Here is a 16,432-nt window from a genome sequence, read left to right on the forward strand (position 1 = left end):
GGTCGAAGTCCGCTAAACCCGGATCACCAGCTCTGGCCGTAGGTGCGGTAATCGCGGTGGCGCGGCTCGCGAAATGCGGCGCGCGGATTGACGATGCAGTCCGCCAGCCGGCCGGAGGCCGCGGCGCGGCATTGCCCGTAAGAGGCATAGCGGCACTCGCCCGGATAGCCATAGCCCGGCGACGTGAGGCAGTACGGATAGTCGCGCGCCTCAGCGGGCGTCGCCACCGCGAACAGGCCCGCGCCGGCGACGACCGCAGCGAATGCGAAGGCGGCGGTCCGCAGCATCGCGGCAGTCTTCCATTTCGATAGCATTGCTCGATCCTCCCGTGATCTGCCGCACCAACCCGTCATCGGCTTCGTCGTTCCGGCCCGGCGAACGGTTCGCGTCCACACTGGGTCGCCGCCGCAAGCCGGCTCGGCAATCACCTTTTGATACCACATCGCGGCGGAAGTGACCGCGTCTCCCCGTCCCCTCCCGGAACGGCCAACGGGCCCGCCCGTTGGCCTGCATCGGTGCGATCGCACCATTCACCCGATGGAGGTTCTATGACATCCCGAATGACCCGTTTGACCAGCCTTGCCGCCGCCGCGCTGCTGGCAACCACAATGGCTGCCGCCGCCCAGAGCCAGACCGACTCGCGCGGCAACGCGATGGGCTCGCAGAACGTCGGCAACGGCGCGCCTCGAACCGGCACGATGGCGCCCGGCGCCACCACCGGCATGGGCGGCAAGGGCGTGAACGGGGCCAATCACCCGACTCCGTCTTCGACCCAGGGCGATACCGGCCCGCGCGGCAACAACAACGGCACGATCAGCGGCAACGCCGGCCGCTAACCGCTCAGGCGAATCGGACTTACTCAAGAGCCCTGGCTTCAGCCGGGGCTCTTTTTGTTTCGCGGACGTTTAGCCGGCCAGGTAGCCGTGCAGCGCCGCGACCACCTGGGCGCCCTCGCCGATCGCGCCGCCGACCCGCTTGACCGAGCCGGAGCGGACGTCGCCGACAGCGAACACCCCGGGCACCGACGTCTCCAGCGCCTGTGCCGGACGCTGGCCTTCGTCGGCCGATGGCGCGCCGGTGACAACGAAGCCGGCGCGGTCCAGCGTGACGCCGCAGCCGTCGAGCCAGGCGGTCGCCGGATCGGCGCCGACGAACAGAAACAGGTTGCTGACCACCATGATCCGGTCCTCGCCGGACAGCCGGCTGCGCAGCGTCGCCTGCTGCAGGCCGCTGTCGGCCGAACCGTCGAGCGCCACCACCTCGGTGTTGAACACCAGCTCGATATTCGGCGTCGATTCGATCCGCTCGATCAGATAGCGCGACATGCTGGCGGCCAGCCCGCCGCCGCGAACCACCATATGGACCCGCGCCGCATGGCCCGACAGAAACACGGCGGCCTGGCCGGCCGAGTTGCCACCGCCGACCAGAATCACCTCCTGCTGCTTGCACAGCCGCGCTTCGATCGGCGACGCCCAATAATACACGCCGCGGCCTTCGAATTCTGCGAGCCGCTCGATCTGCGGCCGGCGATAGCGCGCGCCGCTGGCGACCACGATGGCGCGGGCGCGCAGCTCGCCGCCATCGTCGAGCGTCAGCTTGAACGTGCCGTCGTTGCAGCCGCACACCAGCGACTTCACCTCGGTCGGGATCATGATATCGGCGCCGAATTTCTGCGCCTGATTGTAGGCCCGCGCGGTCAGCGCCATGCCGGAGATGCCGGTCGGGAAGCCGAGATAGTTCTCGATCCGCGCGCTGGCGCCGGCCTGGCCGCCGAACGCGCGCTGATCGCACACCGCCACGGTGAGCCCTTCTGACGCCGCATACACCGCAGTCGACAGCCCCGCCGGCCCGGAGCCGACGATGGCGACGTCGTACAGCTTGGAACGGTCGATGTGGCCGTTCATGCGCATCGCCAGCGCCAACTCGGATTCGCTGGGGTTGCGCAGCACGGTGCCGTCCGGCGTCACCACCAGCGGCAGATCACGCGGCGTCGGCGAATAGCGTGCCACCAGCTCGGCGGCGTCGTGATCGGTCGCCGGATCGAGCAGATGGTGCGGCCAGCCGTTGCGGGTGAGGAAACCCATCAGACGCACCGCGTCCGAGGCGTTCGCCGAGCCGATCAGAACCGGGCCGCCAACGCCGCCTTGAATCAGATTGACCCGCCGCAGGATCAGCGCCCGCATGATCCGCTCGCCCAGGTCAGCCTCGGCAACCAGCAGGCCGCGCAGTCGGTCCGGTGGGATCAGCAGGCACTCGACCTCACCTTCGGCGATGCCATCGACCAGCGCGACGCGGCCTGACAATTGGCCGATCTCGGCGAGAAATTGCCCCGGCCCCTGCTCGGCCACCGGTGTGATGTGGCCCAGCCCGTCGCGCTGAGTGACCGCGACATGGCCGGACAGCACCACGAACATCCCCGGGCCAGGTTGACCGGTCTCGAACAGCCGCGCGCCGTCGGCATAGCTCCGCACCTCACCGAACCGCCGGATCCGATCGATCTCGGTCGCGGTCAGCACCGGAAAGGTCTGATCGTGGCGATCGACAGGCCTGGCCTGAGAGGCATCCGGCCGGTCGTCCTCAGAACTCGAATCCGCCATGCATCCGCCTCTTCGCGTGGTCGCGCCGGGTGTCAGTCGCCGCCAGCATCACCGCGCTGGCTGGCGGCATCATGACCGCCGGTATCCGGCGTGTCTTGCACGATCGCGACAGGGCGTGTGGGCTCCGGCTCCGCGCGGCCGCGGGCCTGCGCCTTGCGGCGTTTCAGATTGGCGCGCAACGCCTCGGCCAGCCGCTGCTCGCGACTGGAGCCTCGCGGGGGCGAATTCTGCATATCGGCCATGGTGAATACTGCTGAACTCTCGGTTCCATTGTTCGACATAATGGTTTCGGCATGTTGCCGCGAATGAGACAGCCATGACAATCGAGGCTTCGGGGATCGCGCCGGCCGCGCAGAGGACGCTGGCGCTCTGGCACGACATGTTCGTCAGCCGGGACTGCGACCGGATGCGGCCGCTGCTCGCCGACGCGGTCGTGCTGCACTCCCCGGTGGTGCGGTCGCCGATCGCCGGCCGCACCGCCTGTTTGCTGGTTCTGTGCACCGTCTCCAGTATCTTTCAAGGCTTTCGCTACCATCGCACCTATATCGGTGACTCCCAACAGGTCGCGCTGGAATTCAGCGCTGCGATCGAAACCTGGGATCTGAAGGGTATCGACCTGATGCGCTTCAACGACGACGGCCAAATCGCCGAATTCGAGGTCCTGATCCGGCCGTTGCGGGCGCTGTCGGCGCTCGGTGAGGAAATCGGCCGCCGCATCGGACCACAGCTGATGCAGCTTAAGCGCACCGATCCGGTCCGCTGAGCCTCGCGGCAGGCCGCAAACCGCCCGGCCGGCGCTCGACACGAACGATGCGACCAATTCGAGAACCTTATGGCCGGTTTTTCCCCGGCATCCGGCGCGATCCGCTTGCGCCGGCGGATGCCCTGTGGCAAGGAACGGCCGCGCCGCGCGGGAGCCCCACTGGCTGATTCCCCGCCCGGTCGTTGCTGCCGTAGCTCAGTGGTAGAGCACTCCCTTGGTAAGGGAGAGGTCGTGAGTTCGATCCTCCCCGGCAGCACCATTAAATCTCAATCAGATCAATAACTTGCCGACAGTCGCACTGGCTTGCAAGAATGTCGATTGCGCATAAATTGGCAGGACAAAGCCTGAAACTGCGTGCCCATCCGTGCCAAATCCGAGCCGCTGAACCAAGCTGTTCGAGATATGTTCTGCGCTTCTTAAAGATTGTCGGAAGCAGACGATCAACCTGTTGCATCTATTCTGCTCCCGGTGAGAATCCATCAGCTCCTCAACTTGCGCTGAGCAGCCTCAAGGTCGGCACCCTCCGCCTCAATCTCCCAGTTTCGCCCAATCGAACGCAGCAGGTCTGCCGTTCGTGGCCAAGGCTCACACGCCTTGGCGGCGTCAAAGGCCGCTTTTGCCAACGCTCGCTCTTGTTCACCGCCATCGTAGACGCCACGAAAGTGAGCGCCTCTCATATTGTATCGCTCGATTGTCAGAGCGCGTTCTATTTTGGGTGATGCGAGCCTCTCTATCTGATCTCGAACTGCCTCATGCGGCCACACCCCGCTGTCATCCGGTGGCGCATGAGCAAGAACCTTGCCGACATAAGAGTCGGTTATCTCGGCCCGCTTTGTTTCAGTGCCGATCCGCCTAAACTCGTCGATCCAGTTCGTCAGAATCTCGCGGCTCACTCCTTTGGCATCGTGGCCGGGCAATCGTTTGAAGCCGGAAAGCAGCCGGTAGCTCACTTGGGCGTTCGCTTTTTCCACGTCGGAGGCTTCGTCTCTTTGGTCGTCATCTGCTCGAAATACGTTGCGTAAAATCTGGTGAAACACGGCCGGATCTCGGGCCATCGCATCGTAAAGACGAAGTCTTCGGTCCTCGTACTCAAGCAAGGGAAAAAGCTTGTATTCTCTAGTCGCGACGTCACTCTCTGAAGCATCCTCGCGTCGGTCCAATGCCTCCAACGCCTTGGTTACGTAATAGGTTGTCATGGTATCGGCGCGGTCCGGTCTCGACTTCAACTCGGGGACAATGTCGTCCAGCAACCGGAGCAGAAGTCGAGTTGGTATCTCTGCCAGGCGGTCAAGGCATGATTGGAGTGCTTCTATCGGACGTCGATACCTTAGTCGCATCAGCGTTGACCGCAGCAACTCGGACCGAAGCCCCTTCAAATAGCGTGGAGGCAAGAGGCGCCAGTATGCAGCTTCGACGTCGCGGCCAAGGCTAGCTCCCGCTCGCCAAGTCTCACGATCATCAGGCCACGCTGCCAACAGAGCGGCGATCGTCTCCGGGCTCACTTGGCTCTCGTCACGCAACGACTCCAGCCAGATCAACGCTCGCTGGTGCCCTATGATTCCTCTATAAAGCCCCGACAAGCCAACCGTGAGACTACCGACGGGATCATCAGCAAAGCTAAGCGCCAGTAGCTCACCGAGCCTTTCCTCACCCAAATTGCATCTGCTGAGTGTCTCCAAAACTACGTACGTATGACGCACTTCCTTCGCTAAGCGCAGGACAGCGGACACTCCCTCCGCTGAAATCAGATTGAGCAAAGCCTCTATTCGCTGAGCGTTCTGGATTTTCTGATCTACATCGTCAATGAGCCCCGTATCGCTAAAGAGCTGCGCGAGCGTGACGACTTGATCGGAAGGAGCATATTTTTCAACCAAGGCCTTAAACGGGGCGAGTTCCTTTTCTGGCAGAGCCCACCCGGCACCTCGGAAGCGCTCATGTCGCAACACCTCATCTCGGACTCTAGACCAGAGCCCCTTCCGCTCCACGTCAGCTAAATTGCTGAGCAAGACGTCCAGAGCTTTTAGAGCCTTCCCACGCGGCTCGGGCGGAAACGACGACATGCCCCGAATTAGTCGCTCCCAACGCGATGGGTCATTCGAAGCCAGTTCAACCGCTCGCTCGCACAGGGACGCTTGAAACGACCAATAGTCTCGATTTGTAATTGGCTTTCTTTCAGCAGCACCAGCTTCTCTTAGTCTTGGCTTCGCTGTGGGACTCGACACCCCAAGCTCTGTCGGCAAGAGCTTCAGCAGTAGCTCCCAACCTACCTCCGGATATGTTGCAACGACTTCATCAATGACAGCGATGCGCTGGCTTCCAGAGGCGTTGGTGTTGGGAGCCCACGGGATGAAAATCTCTACCAAGCTGTTCATCGGGCGATTTGAGATATACCCTCCAGGATCAAGACGGGCGAGGCGAGCAAGAATTAGGACAGACCGCCTAAAATACTCAGGGTCCCAAGCCATAGTTTCCAAAGCCCAGAGCACACCTGTATGCATTGACGTCGGAGACAGAAAGCCTTGGCGCTCTATAAAGATCGGCTTGATGGCTGATCCATCACCCCCGAGCATGTGCTCGAGGGCCAACAACAAAGGGGATGGCGCAGCCTCTGCCAAAAGAGGCAACTCATCTCGAAGCGCCGCGAGCAACCGAGGGTCCGAGTTCAGCCCCCGCAGCTCTTGTAAAGTTCGATTTGCGAACGCTTGTCCGTTCTCTGTCCCAAGATTAACCCGAGCAATCTCGCCCCAAGCTGCAAATAACAACAAGGTGGTGGCTAGCCCCTCTCTAAGCCATGCACTGCAGAGGGAAGAATCCTTCCTGGACAGCGAGAACAATGCATTTGGATCGGGCTCAGGCTCCACTTCGGAAAAGACTTCCACCATCACAGCGCGCAGTCGCTCGGCTTGTTCCGCCCCGAGCAACTGGCCCACGTGAATGAACGCGTCCATAGGAGCACGTACTTTCCACACTGATCCTTCCAGATCGAAAGGTGGGTCCGCATCGGCTAAGTAAGTCCTGACTTCCGCTTCAAGCTGGGAGCAATCAATTCCGGCCAGGCGTGTCACGAAGTCCCTGTCCCGGGGGTTGCTGGAATCCCAAGCACCCGCGAGGATCGCGGGCAACAGCTGGGTTCCTTTTTGGGTCCAAGCCGGAGGATCGTACGACCCCCCTGGAATCAGACGAGCGAGCGCCGTCAAGCTGCGGCCACTATATCTCGCATAGGTGAGGGCAATGTTGTCATCTAGCCCCATCGAGCGCATCGCCATGCCCATGGCATGCGCAGTTGGCCTCGTTAGATTGAAAGCACCGACGGCTCGCTGATGCCTTCCAAGTGGGACGAGCGTGGTACCCATCGCCGAGAATTGCGACGGCGATTTTGCCGCATCTTGCCTCAAGAGGAGAACCAATTGCCCCCTCCGGGGCAGCTGACGGCCGGCCGCGCTTGAGTCTACGACTACGGTTCTCGCCTCCAAAAACAAACGCTGGTCAAGAGCAGATTTTCTAATAGCCGCAACGGCAAACGCCAGAGCTTCATCGGGGGAGTCGGCCGCAACTACTACCGCGTTTTCCGACTTTGAAAGCTCCTCAATCAGGCGACCGGCTTCTTTTTCGCGCTCGCAAAGTAGAACGTCTTCTGTAATCGGCGGACTGAATCTTCCCGCAAAATCGACCCAATACTCTTCTGTGCTGAGCACCCCATTAACCGGAACCGTCTTTATAGTGTTTCTCGCATGCCAAGCAGAGACGGCAGGGTTTGCTTGAAGCCAGGTTTCGAGCTGCATGCCGTCTATGTAGCGGACGTCTTTCCAATGAGACTCCTTCTTTCGGGCATTCACAAAGTCCTCAATTTTATTGTCTTTGTTCGAGCTATCCCACGTTCGTGGGGAGACAAAAACGTATGTGCTGTTTCTTTGTACGTCCTCAGGAGTTTCAGCGGTGCGCTTGGCGAAATCACCTATTGCTTTACTTTGGTAATCGACATTCGTACCGAATTCCCAGAATGATTCCCCCAAGGGCACGTTCAGGGCGTCTACCGAACTTACGAGATGACCATCGAACCCGCGAACTTGTCCCTTGTCTCCGCTCGGAAACCGGATCGAAGCGATGTCCGGGACCGACGCCCGAATAAGATCAGAGACAATCTGCGGCAGCTCTGTGCGAGCTAGAAGGGTTCTTGCCCATTGCTCAAGCTGGCTGGCGGTTATCCATTTCATCAATGCTCACGCCTTCGAAAGAATTTTTGCTGAATGGTGCGACAACTCTGATGGAAGTTCTTTGCTTGATCGATCATCTCCAGAAACGAGAATCATCCGAACAAGGCAGCGGAACAATTATCTCAAAAATGATGATCGCTCACCATCGTTTGTCGCTCCCCAGTTTGCGAGCATCCTTTCTGCCTCGGCCGGCTCTCGCTTTATCCTGTAGATCGCCTGCCTGCTCAGGCCGGTACTTCGTGACACCGCTGATGGTCCCACCCCTTGCGCGACCATTTCCAGCACGGTGGCAAGCTGTTCCCGCGTGAAGCTTGGTTTTCGCCCGCGGTAGCGCCCCTCCTTCACCTTTGCCGCATCGATACCGGCGCGCTGAGCCTCTTTCGTTGCTTCAGCCTGAGCCTGGGCAGTGGCGGCCATGAACGCAATCAATGCGTCCCAAACGGCTTGATCCATCGGGTCCTTCGTTGCGCCATCAAAGGTCAGATTGTTGATGACCGTACGTACGACGACGCCCGTTCGCATGAATTCCCGAATGGTGTCGCAGACGTCCGCGTAGTTGCGGCCTAGACGATCCACCCAGCGGACGAGCAACATATCGCCACGGCGAAGAAGGTCGAATAGCCGGTGCCCCTGAGGCCGGTCCTTCAGCATTGTGCTGACGCCGGAGACGCCCTGATCGGCAACAACGTGGTCGACCAGAACCTCGCCCTACAGGAAGCGGCGCTTCGCGCTGCGGGGTGCGACCTGATCCGATCGGAGAAGAGGTCCGGCACCACGACCACCGGCCGGGCTGAGCCACAGACCGTGTTGGACTTTCTTCGCGACGGCGATGTGCTCATGGTGACGCGGATCGACCGCTTGGCCCGCAGCATCGGCGACCTGCAAGACATCGCCCGCACCGTAAGGGCTAAGGGCGCGAGCCTCAAGGCCACTGAGCAACCGATCGACACCAGCACCGCAGCGGGCAAGGCGTTCTTCGACATTCTGGGCGTGTTCGCCGAGTTCGAGACGAACTTGCGGAAGGAACGCCAACTGGAGGGGATCGCCGATGCCAAGGCCCGAGGCGTCTACAAGGGCCGCAAGCCGGGCATCGATCCGGCGAAGATCAAGGCGCTGAAGGCCGAGGGCATGGGGCCGTCAGCCATCGCGAGGGCGCTGAACATCGGCCGGGCGTCGGTCTATCGGGCATTGGAGGCAGGTTGACGCTCATCGGCCGATCAGTGTTTTTCGATCGCAGCCGCCCGCCTCGGCGATTGCCCGATATGGGAGGGTGACAACTGCGCCCGAGACTGATACACACATCGCACTGGCCAGCTGAAAAACGTCAACGATTTCAGTTAGAAAAGCGCTTCCTGCCAAAGTTCATCCTGTCCGGCAGCACCAGCGATTTGTAGGCAACCTTCTCAGGCTAGGTCACTCCCAAACATCTTCACACTTGGCGCGCTCGCTTTCGCGGGCTTGCATCGGCGTTCGCGATGGCAGGATACTGCGTGCTGCGGGGAGAGCATGCCGATGCGTATTCCGGTTGAAATTCAGCCGTGAGTGGAATCTCATACGGCATTGCCGCTGGTGAGCCGCCGAGATGTTTCAGCTGTTTTCGCGTGCCAAAACCGCCAATCAGTTCCGGGCCCGCAACGCGGCGCGGGATGCGGAGACCGATGCGGCGCGGGTGGGTTCGATCGGCTCCGCGATCGAAGCGGCGCTGCTGGCAGCGCAGGCTGAACATGCCGGCCTGAGCGAGCGGCTCCGCGACGTGGTGGCGCGGGCGGCGATCACCGTCGGCACCGAGACCGACGAATATATCGACCGTGCCCCTGAGGACACCGCACTGCAGAACCATTTCAGCACCGAGATCGCCAATGGCGAACGCCGTCTGCGCGAATTGGCGACCAGCATGGGCCATTACCGGTTTCTCAGGACGGTGCTGGCAACGCGTTTCCCCGAGCACACGGCCGCCGACGTCGCGAAGTAGCCGAGAGATCGCCATCGAGCCGGCCGGCTCATCGGTGAGTGCCGCGCTCTTTATCCGTGAACATTCCATGAACTTTGGCTAGACTTGCCGCATCGCTCTCGAGCCACGAGATTCGCACATCCCATGACCGATCTGACCATCACATGCCCGAACTGCGCCTCGTCGGTGCCGCTGACGGAGTCCCTGGCGGCGCCGCTGCTGAAGGATACGCAGGCCAAATACGAGCGGCTGATCAAGCAGAAGGATCAGGACATCGCCGGGCGCGAGCAGGCGCTGCGGGCGCAGCAGGCGGAGGTCGAGAAGGCCAAGGCGGCGGTGGCGCAGCAGGTCGCCGATCAGGTGACGGCGGCGCGGGCGCGGATCGCCGCGGAGGAAGCCGCCAAGGCGAAGCGCCTCGCCGAAAACGACCTCGCCGATAAAGCACGGCAGCTCGCCGAACTGCAGGAGGTGCTGAAGAGCCGCGACGCCAAGCTCGCCGAGGCGCAGCAGGCGCAGGCGGAGTTTGTGAAAAAGCAGCGGCTGCTCGAGGACGAGAAACGCGAGCTTCATCTGACGATCGAGAAGCAGGTCCAAGCCGGCCTCGAAGAGGCACGACAGAAGGCCCAGCAGGCCGCCGAAGACAATCTGCGGCTCAAGGTCACCGAGAAGGAAGAGCAGATCGCCGCGATGCAGCGGCAGATCGAGGATCTGAAGCGCAAAGCCGAACAGGGTTCGCAGCAATTGCAGGGCGAGGTGCTGGAGCTCGAACTCGAAGCCTCGCTGCGCGCCAAGTTTCCGCACGACCAGATCGAGCCGGTGCCGAAGGGCGAATTCGGCGGCGACGTGCTGCAGCGGGTGGTGAGCGCCGCGGCGCAGCCGTGCGGCAGCATCCTGTGGGAATTCAAGCGCACCAAGAACTGGTCGGACGGCTGGCTGACCAAGCTGCGCGACGACCAGCGCAAGGCCAAGGCGGAGCTGGCCCTGATCGTCTCCAACGCGTTGCCGAAGGGCGTGCACACCTTCGACCATATCGACGGCGTCTGGGTCACCGAAGCGCGCTGCGCGATTCCGGTGGCGATCGCGCTGCGGCAGTCGCTGATCGAGCTCGCCGCTGCGCGCCAGGCCGGCGTCGGCCAGCAGACCAAGATGGAGCTGACCTACCAGTACCTCACCGGCCCCGCATTCCGGCAGCGGATCGAGGCGATCGTCGAAAAGTTCACCGAGATGCAGAGCGATCTCGACAAGGAACGCCGCTCGATGATGCGGATGTGGGCCAAGCGCGAGGCTCAGATCCGCGGCGTGCTCGAGGCCACCGCCGGGATGTACGGCGATCTGCAGGGCATCGCCGGCAAAGCGCTGGCCGAGATCGACGGCATGGCGCTGCCGATGCTGGAAGACTTCAGCGACGACGACGGCGACAGCGAAGCGGCGTAAGGCCGGTTCTACGCGCCCGCGCGTAGACGGGTAGACTTAGGCGATCATCCGGGCCTGCTCGGCGAGCCGGTCGCGGTGCTCCGGCGCGGCGATGGCGATCATCTGGCGCGCGCGCTCGGCGAGGCTGCAACCGCGCAGCTCGGCGACGCCCCATTCGGTGACGATGGCGTCGACGTCGGCGCGCGGCGTCGTCACCGTCTCGACACGCGCGACGATGCGGCTCGACCCGTCCGGCGCCGTCGCCGGCAGCGCGATCAACGCCCGGCCACCGGGCGAGGCATTGGCGCCGCGGACGAAGTCGAGCTGGCCCCCGATCGCGCCGATCGCGACGCCGTTCAACGTCTCGGCATTGACGCTGCCGTCGAGCCCGACCTGCAGCGCCGAGTTGATGGCGGTCAGCCTGTTGATCTGTCCCAGCACGCCGTGATCGTGGGTGTAGGCGGCCGGCTGCATCAGCACCGACTTATTTTGATGAGCGAACCGATACAGCCGCCCCGTGCCGATTAGCTGGTTGGTGATGGTGACGCCAGGATCGATGCCCTTCCGCGCATTCGTGACGGCTCCGCGTTCGATCAGCTCGACCACCGCGTCGTTGATCAGGCCGGAATGGATGCCGAGGTCGCGGGCATGCGCCAGCGACGACAGGATCGCATCCGGAATCTTGCCGACGCCGAATTGTAGCGTGGCGCCGTCGGCGATCAGTTCGGCGGCATTGGCGGCGATCTTGCGCGAGACGTTGTCGAGAGCGCCGGACGGCAGTTCGAGCGGCCCGCGCCGAGCAGCGGCGCGGTGATGGATCGGGACGTCGTTGGGCCACTCCGCCCCATACGTAAACGGCGCGTCCGGATTGATCTCGGCGATCACCAGCCGGGCGCCGCGTGCGGCGTCGATCACGTAGTCGCACGACAGGCTGGCGCTGAGGCGGCCATCGGGCGCTTCTGCGAGCTGCACCAGCACCACGTCGACGCGGTGCCGGCCGGCGGCGAAATCGGCGCAGAACGCCGAGTAGTTGCTGGGGATCACGTCGAGCCGGCCGGCGCGCGCCAATTTGCGGGCGTTGCCGATCACGCCGTAGCTGACGAACGACACGTTCGGCGGCGCAGCCGAGAACGTGTCCGAGAACACCGGCCCGACCATCAACCGGAATGGCGGCAGATCGGCCGCCTGTGCCATCAACGCCTCAGTCAGCGTCAGCGGCTCGGCGGTCGCCTGGCCGCACACCACGAGATCGCCGGCGCGGATCAGGCCGGTGAAGTCGATCGGCGTATCAGCAGGCATCTGCGACCTCGCGCCGCGGCACGCGATCAATACGATTTCGCCAGGCCGAGCACCTTTTCGGCGATGAAGCTGAGCGCGAGCTGTGGACTGACCGGCGCGATGCGCGGGATCATCACTTCGCGCAAATAGCGCTCGACGTGATACTCCTTGGCGTAGCCGAAGCCGCCATGGGTCATCACCGCCTGCTCGCAGGCCTGGAAGCCGGCCTCGCCGGCCAGATACTTCGCCGCATTGGCGGCGGCGCCGCACGGCATGCCCTGATCGTATTGCCACGCCGCCGACATCACCATCAGCCAGGCAGCTTCGAGCTCGACCCAGTTCTTCGCCAGCGGATGCTGGATCCCCTGGTTCTGGCCGATTGGGCGGTTGAACACGATGCGGGTCTTGGCGTAGTCGGCGGCACGCGACAGCGCCAACTTGCCGAGCCCGACCGCCTCGGCCGCGATCAGGATCCGCTCCGGATTCATGCCTTCCAGGATGTAATGGAAGCCCTTGCCCTCCTCGCCGATCCGGTCCTCGACCGGGATTTCGAAATCCTCGAAGAACAATTCGTTGGAGTCGACGATCTTGCGCCCCATCTTCTCGATCTCGTGCACCTTGATCCTGGTGCGATCGAAGTCGGCGTAGAACAGGCTGAGGCCGTGGGTCGGTGACTTCACCTCTTCCAGCGGCGTGGTGCGCGCCAGCAGCAGGATCTTGTTCGCGACTTGCGCGGTCGAGATCCACACCTTCTGGCCATTGACGACGTAACGGTCGCCCTTGCGCACTGCGCGGGTCTTGAGCTGGGTGGTGTTGAGGCCGGTGTTCGGTTCGGTCACTGCGAAGCACGCCTTGTCGCGGCCCTCGACCATCGGCGGCAGCATGCGCTGGCGCTGCTCCTCGGTGCCGAACACCACGACGGGATTGAGACCGAACACGTTGATATGCACCGCCGAGGCGCCCGACATGCCGGCGCCGGATTCCGAGATCGCGCGCATCATGATCGCCGCCTCGGTGATACCGAGGCCGGAGCCGCCATAGGCTTCCGGCACGCAGATGCCGAGCCAGCCAGCGTCGGCCAGCGCCTTGTGGAAGTCGTGCGGGAAGCCGCCCTCGCGATCCTTCTTCAGCCAATAGGCGTCGTCGAAGCCCTCGCAGATCTTGGCGATGGCGTCGCGGATGGCTTCCTGCTGATCGGTGAGTGCGAAGTCCATGACTGGCTCTTTGTGTTGTTGTTTGACGGACGGGCGGGGCTTGCGCGACGCCTTACGGCGCCATCTGCGACGGCAGCCACAGGATGATGCTCGGGAACGCCACCATGATGGCGATCGCGATCAGGTGCGCGATGAAGTGCGGGAAGGTGCCGTGGAACACTTCGGCGACCGGCCGCTTGGCGTAGCGCGCGACGATGAAGCAGTTCAGCCCGACCGGCGGCGTGATCATGCCGACCTCGGCGGTGACGATCTTGATCACGCCGAACCAGATCGGATCAAAGCCGAGCGACTTGATCAGCGGCATGACGATCGGCACCGTCAGCACCAGGATGGCGATCTGGTCCATGAACGAGCCGAGCACGATGTAGCCGCACAGGATCAGCGTGATGATCACCCAGCGCGAAGTCTCCAACGAGCCGACCCAGGCGACGAGGTCCTGGGTGACGTGGGTGAGCGTGAAGAAGTATCCAAAGATCGAGGCACCGACCAGGATCGTCACGATCATGCAGGTGCCGTAGCTGGCGCTGAGCAGCGCCTTGTACAGCGTCCTCGGGGTCACCTTACCCTTGGAGATCGCGAGCACGAGCGCGCCCGCGGCACCGAGGGCCGAAGCCTCGGTCGGGGTCGCGACTCCGAGATAGATGGTGCCGGTGACCAGCGAGAACAGCGCCAGCATCGGGCCGATCTGCCACAGCAGCACGAAACGCTCGCGCCACGGCACCGACGCGACCCGAGGCGCACGTGACGGATCGAGCCAGACCAGGATGTAGATCGTCGCCATGATGGTCGCGGTGACCAGCGCAGCGGGAATGATCCCGCCGATCAAGAGCTGGCCGATATTCACTTCGGCGAGCAGGCCGAAGATCACCAGCGCCACGCTGGGCGGGATCAGCATCGCCAACGTTCCGGAGATCGCCACCACGCCGGCCGCCATCTTCGGCTCGTAGCCCTGCTTGATCATCGCCGGCAGGCTGGTCGACGACAACGTCGCCGCCGATGCCGTGCTGGTGCCGCAGATCGCGCCGAAGCCGGCGCCGGCGAGTGCGGTCGCCATGCCGAGGCCGCCGGGGATACGGCCGACCCAGGCCGAAGCGGTCTTGAACAATGCGTCGGCGACGCCGGACAGCAGCACCAGTTCGGCCATCAGCAGGAACATCGGGATGGTGATCAGCTCGTAGGACGACACCGTCGACAGCGGCGCAGTCTCCAGGATGCCGAACAACGTGCCGATACCGCCGACCATCAGCAGGCCGACCGAGCCGGAGAAGGCCATCGCAAAACCGACCGGCGTGCCGATGGCGAGCAGGACGAACAGCAGGCCGAGGACGATCAGGGTGGTCATGTCGGCCGCCGTTATTCGAAGGACTTGGCTTCACCGACCCCGACCAGGGGCGGCAACGGGTAGAGGTCACGGCCGGTGACGAGGCTCGCCACATGGCCCGCGAGCATCAGCAGCAGCCGCAGCACCAGCACGCCGCAGCCGAACGGCACCAGCGCCGCCGAAATCCAGGTCGGCCACGGGATCGCGCCGGCGAGCACGTCATTCTGCTGGAAATTGTCGAGCGCGCGGTCGAAGCCGACCTTGCACAGCAGCACGAACACGAACAGGCCGGTCAGCGCGGTGACGATCTCGGCGAGGCGCCGCCCCGCCGGCGAGAACCGCGGCACCAGAATGTCGACGCCGACATGGACGTGCTCGCGCAGTGCGTCCGATAGCGTCAGGAAGAACACGCCCGCCATCAGATACAGCCCGATCAGATCGTAGGTGAAGGAGAACGGACGGTTCAGCGCGTAGCGCATGAACACGTCCGCCACCACCAGCACCATGATCGCAAACATGAAGGTGACGGCGATCAGCGTCAGCGCTCGTTCGAGCGCGGCAAGAGCGGCACTGGCTCGTTGCATCACGCAGTCTCCACTGTTTTTCCAGGAGGACGCTTACTTGCTCGCACCAGCGGCGAGCAGGCTCTGAAACTCTTCGAGCGCCTGCGTGCCTTGCTTGCCGCGGGAGTCGACGCCCGCGGCCCATTCCTTGGCGACGCCTTTGAGCTTGTCCTTCATCTGCGCCTTGGTGGCGTCGGGAATCGGGTCGAAGGTCACGCCTGCATCGTTGAGCTGCTTGCGGGTCTGCAGCTGCTCCTTGTCGACGTCCGAACACACCTTCGGCTCGATCGCCTCCGAGGCTTCTTCCATCGCCTTCTTGACGTCGTCCGGCAGCTTGGCCCATGCTCGCTCGCTGATCGAATAGGCGACGATGAAGGAGCCGAAGCTGACCCCGTCGGTGGCATGCTTGACCAGCTTGTCGAGGCCGTAGGACGCGATGCTGTCGGCCGGGAACAGGACGCCATCCATCGTCCCGCGCGCCAGCGACTCATAGGCGTCGGGCGCCGCCATGCGCACCGGCACGGCGCCGAGCGCGCGCAGCGTCAGGTCCTGCGCGCCGCCGGTCGAGCGCAGCTTCAGGCCCTGGATCGTGTCCATCGAGTCGACCTTCTGCTTCACCGTGAACACCTGATACGGCGGCAGCACCACGGCCATCAGCAGCTTGATCTTGTTGGGCGCGTATTCCTGCTTGGCGAGCACGCCGTCGCGTGCGCTCTTCCAATAGGCCATCGTGCCCTGGCAACTCGTCGTGAACGACTCCGGCAATTGCGCCACTTCGGACAGCGGCATCTTGTCGGACGCATAGGACGGGGCGATGTAGCCGATGTCGACGACGCCCGACTGGGTCAGACGCAACAGGTCGGTGGCCTTGCCCATCTGCTGGTTGGGATAATAGCTGAAGGTCACCGCGCCGTTGGTGCGCTTGGTGACGTCGTCCATCCACGGCTTCAACATCAGGCGGACGAGGTAGTGCCCGGCGGGAAATGAGTCGGCAACCTTGAGTTCGAGCGCCTGAGCAGGCGCCAAAGCCATCGTCACCGGCAGCGACAACGCCACCGCCCAAGCCATGCTTGTCCGCATCCGAAGTCCTCCCTGTATCCGCCCGCAGCAGCGGGTGG

Annotated in this window: 14 protein-coding genes, 1 tRNA gene and 1 pseudogene; 6 read left to right on the forward strand and 10 right to left on the reverse strand. The window is 63.3% G+C overall.

Going from position 1 to position 16,432, the window contains the following annotated elements; translation table 11 throughout:
- Positions 1–23 precede the first annotated feature (23 nt).
- Positions 24–314 (reverse strand): DUF3551 domain-containing protein, encoded by a 291-nt coding sequence (locus HZF03_RS22830; protein ID WP_119017767.1) that lies wholly within the window; start codon positions 312–314, stop codon positions 24–26.
- Positions 315–548: 234 nt separating this feature from the next.
- On the opposite strand from HZF03_RS22830, the gene HZF03_RS22835 reads away from it, so the two are divergent.
- Complete coding sequence (locus HZF03_RS22835) at positions 549–836, forward strand: hypothetical protein (protein ID WP_119017768.1); 288 nt, start codon at positions 549–551, stop codon at positions 834–836.
- A gap of 69 nt (positions 837–905) precedes the next feature.
- On the opposite strand, the gene HZF03_RS22840 is transcribed toward HZF03_RS22835, so the two are convergent.
- Positions 906–2,597 (reverse strand): FAD-dependent oxidoreductase, encoded by a 1,692-nt coding sequence (locus tag HZF03_RS22840; RefSeq protein ID WP_119017769.1) that lies wholly within the window; start codon positions 2,595–2,597, stop codon positions 906–908.
- A gap of 32 nt (positions 2,598–2,629) precedes the next feature.
- Complete coding sequence (locus HZF03_RS22845) at positions 2,630–2,839, reverse strand: hypothetical protein (protein WP_042441327.1); 210 nt, start codon at positions 2,837–2,839, stop codon at positions 2,630–2,632.
- Between the two features lie 74 nt (positions 2,840–2,913).
- Here HZF03_RS22845 and HZF03_RS22850 point away from each other — a divergent pair, with 74 nt between their 5' ends.
- Complete coding sequence (locus HZF03_RS22850; RefSeq protein ID WP_119017770.1) at positions 2,914–3,360, forward strand: nuclear transport factor 2 family protein; 447 nt, start codon at positions 2,914–2,916, stop codon at positions 3,358–3,360.
- A gap of 184 nt (positions 3,361–3,544) precedes the next feature.
- Positions 3,545–3,619 (forward strand) — tRNA-Thr (locus HZF03_RS22855).
- A gap of 220 nt (positions 3,620–3,839) precedes the next feature.
- On the opposite strand, the gene HZF03_RS22860 is transcribed toward HZF03_RS22855, so the two are convergent.
- Positions 3,840–7,574, reverse strand: coding sequence for a hypothetical protein (locus tag HZF03_RS22860; RefSeq protein ID WP_133303223.1), 3,735 nt, complete (start codon positions 7,572–7,574; stop codon positions 3,840–3,842).
- Between the two features lie 117 nt (positions 7,575–7,691).
- Positions 7,692–8,267, reverse strand: a pseudogene (locus HZF03_RS22865) (recombinase family protein); the annotation flags it as partial.
- On the opposite strand from HZF03_RS22865, the gene HZF03_RS22870 reads away from it, so the two are divergent.
- From HZF03_RS22870 to HZF03_RS22880, 3 genes are all read left to right on the forward strand, one after another.
- Positions 8,262–8,777: a recombinase family protein gene (locus tag HZF03_RS22870; protein WP_234832186.1), complete on the forward strand. Its 516-nt coding sequence runs from the start codon at positions 8,262–8,264 to the stop codon at positions 8,775–8,777. The pseudogene HZF03_RS22865 and the gene HZF03_RS22870 sit on opposite strands and share 6 nt — an antisense overlap.
- 379 nt (positions 8,778–9,156) lie before the next feature.
- Complete coding sequence (locus HZF03_RS22875; protein ID WP_119017773.1) at positions 9,157–9,546, forward strand: hypothetical protein; 390 nt, start codon at positions 9,157–9,159, stop codon at positions 9,544–9,546.
- 123 nt (positions 9,547–9,669) lie between these two features.
- Positions 9,670–10,959: a DUF2130 domain-containing protein gene (locus tag HZF03_RS22880; RefSeq protein WP_119017774.1), complete on the forward strand. Its 1,290-nt coding sequence runs from the start codon at positions 9,670–9,672 to the stop codon at positions 10,957–10,959.
- Positions 10,960–10,995: 36 nt separating this feature from the next.
- Here HZF03_RS22880 and HZF03_RS22885 read toward each other — a convergent pair whose 3' ends face one another.
- The 5 genes from HZF03_RS22885 to HZF03_RS22905 are packed head-to-tail and all read right to left on the reverse strand — an operon-like array spanning position 10,996 to position 16,394.
- Positions 10,996–12,237 carry an acetyl-CoA hydrolase/transferase family protein gene (locus HZF03_RS22885; RefSeq protein WP_119017775.1) on the reverse strand — a complete coding sequence of 414 codons (1,242 nt, stop codon included), beginning with the start codon at positions 12,235–12,237 and terminating at the stop codon, positions 10,996–10,998.
- Between the two features lie 26 nt (positions 12,238–12,263).
- Positions 12,264–13,430 (reverse strand): acyl-CoA dehydrogenase family protein, encoded by a 1,167-nt coding sequence (locus HZF03_RS22890; RefSeq protein ID WP_012497716.1) that lies wholly within the window; start codon positions 13,428–13,430, stop codon positions 12,264–12,266.
- 52 nt (positions 13,431–13,482) lie between these two features.
- Complete coding sequence (locus HZF03_RS22895; RefSeq protein ID WP_012497717.1) at positions 13,483–14,772, reverse strand: TRAP transporter large permease; 1,290 nt, start codon at positions 14,770–14,772, stop codon at positions 13,483–13,485.
- Between the two features lie 11 nt (positions 14,773–14,783).
- Complete coding sequence (locus HZF03_RS22900) at positions 14,784–15,335, reverse strand: TRAP transporter small permease (RefSeq protein WP_165858099.1); 552 nt, start codon at positions 15,333–15,335, stop codon at positions 14,784–14,786.
- Between the two features lie 33 nt (positions 15,336–15,368).
- The gene (locus tag HZF03_RS22905; RefSeq protein WP_119017777.1) at positions 15,369–16,394 is read right to left on the reverse strand and encodes a TRAP transporter substrate-binding protein; all 1,026 of its coding nucleotides are present in this window, start codon (positions 16,392–16,394) and stop codon (positions 15,369–15,371) included.
- Between the last annotated feature and the right edge of the window lie 38 nt (positions 16,395–16,432).

This window comes from Rhodopseudomonas palustris (assembly GCF_013415845.1).
Lineage (GTDB): Bacteria > Pseudomonadota > Alphaproteobacteria > Rhizobiales > Xanthobacteraceae > Rhodopseudomonas > Rhodopseudomonas palustris_F.

What these genes read in the sequence shown, in the direction of transcription:
- HZF03_RS22905 (WP_119017777.1), bottom strand. Translation starts at nt 16,394, where the DNA reads ATGCGGACAAGCATGGCTTGGGCGGTGGCGTTGTCGCTGCCGGTGACG.
- HZF03_RS22890 (WP_012497716.1), bottom strand. Translation starts at nt 13,430, where the DNA reads ATGGACTTCGCACTCACCGATCAGCAGGAAGCCATCCGCGACGCCATC.
- HZF03_RS22840 (WP_119017769.1), bottom strand. Translation starts at nt 2,597, where the DNA reads ATGGCGGATTCGAGTTCTGAGGACGACCGGCCGGATGCCTCTCAGGCC.
- HZF03_RS22895 (WP_012497717.1), bottom strand. Translation starts at nt 14,772, where the DNA reads ATGACCACCCTGATCGTCCTCGGCCTGCTGTTCGTCCTGCTCGCCATC.
- HZF03_RS22845 (WP_042441327.1), bottom strand. Translation starts at nt 2,839, where the DNA reads ATGGCCGATATGCAGAATTCGCCCCCGCGAGGCTCCAGTCGCGAGCAG.
- HZF03_RS22860 (WP_133303223.1), bottom strand. Translation starts at nt 7,574, where the DNA reads ATGAAATGGATAACCGCCAGCCAGCTTGAGCAATGGGCAAGAACCCTT.
- HZF03_RS22875 (WP_119017773.1), top strand. Translation starts at nt 9,157, where the DNA reads ATGTTTCAGCTGTTTTCGCGTGCCAAAACCGCCAATCAGTTCCGGGCC.
- HZF03_RS22880 (WP_119017774.1), top strand. Translation starts at nt 9,670, where the DNA reads ATGACCGATCTGACCATCACATGCCCGAACTGCGCCTCGTCGGTGCCG.
- HZF03_RS22850 (WP_119017770.1), top strand. Translation starts at nt 2,914, where the DNA reads ATGACAATCGAGGCTTCGGGGATCGCGCCGGCCGCGCAGAGGACGCTG.
- HZF03_RS22885 (WP_119017775.1), bottom strand. Translation starts at nt 12,237, where the DNA reads ATGCCTGCTGATACGCCGATCGACTTCACCGGCCTGATCCGCGCCGGC.
- HZF03_RS22900 (WP_165858099.1), bottom strand. Translation starts at nt 15,335, where the DNA reads ATGCAACGAGCCAGTGCCGCTCTTGCCGCGCTCGAACGAGCGCTGACG.
- HZF03_RS22835 (WP_119017768.1), top strand. Translation starts at nt 549, where the DNA reads ATGACATCCCGAATGACCCGTTTGACCAGCCTTGCCGCCGCCGCGCTG.
- HZF03_RS22830 (WP_119017767.1), bottom strand. Translation starts at nt 314, where the DNA reads ATGCTATCGAAATGGAAGACTGCCGCGATGCTGCGGACCGCCGCCTTC.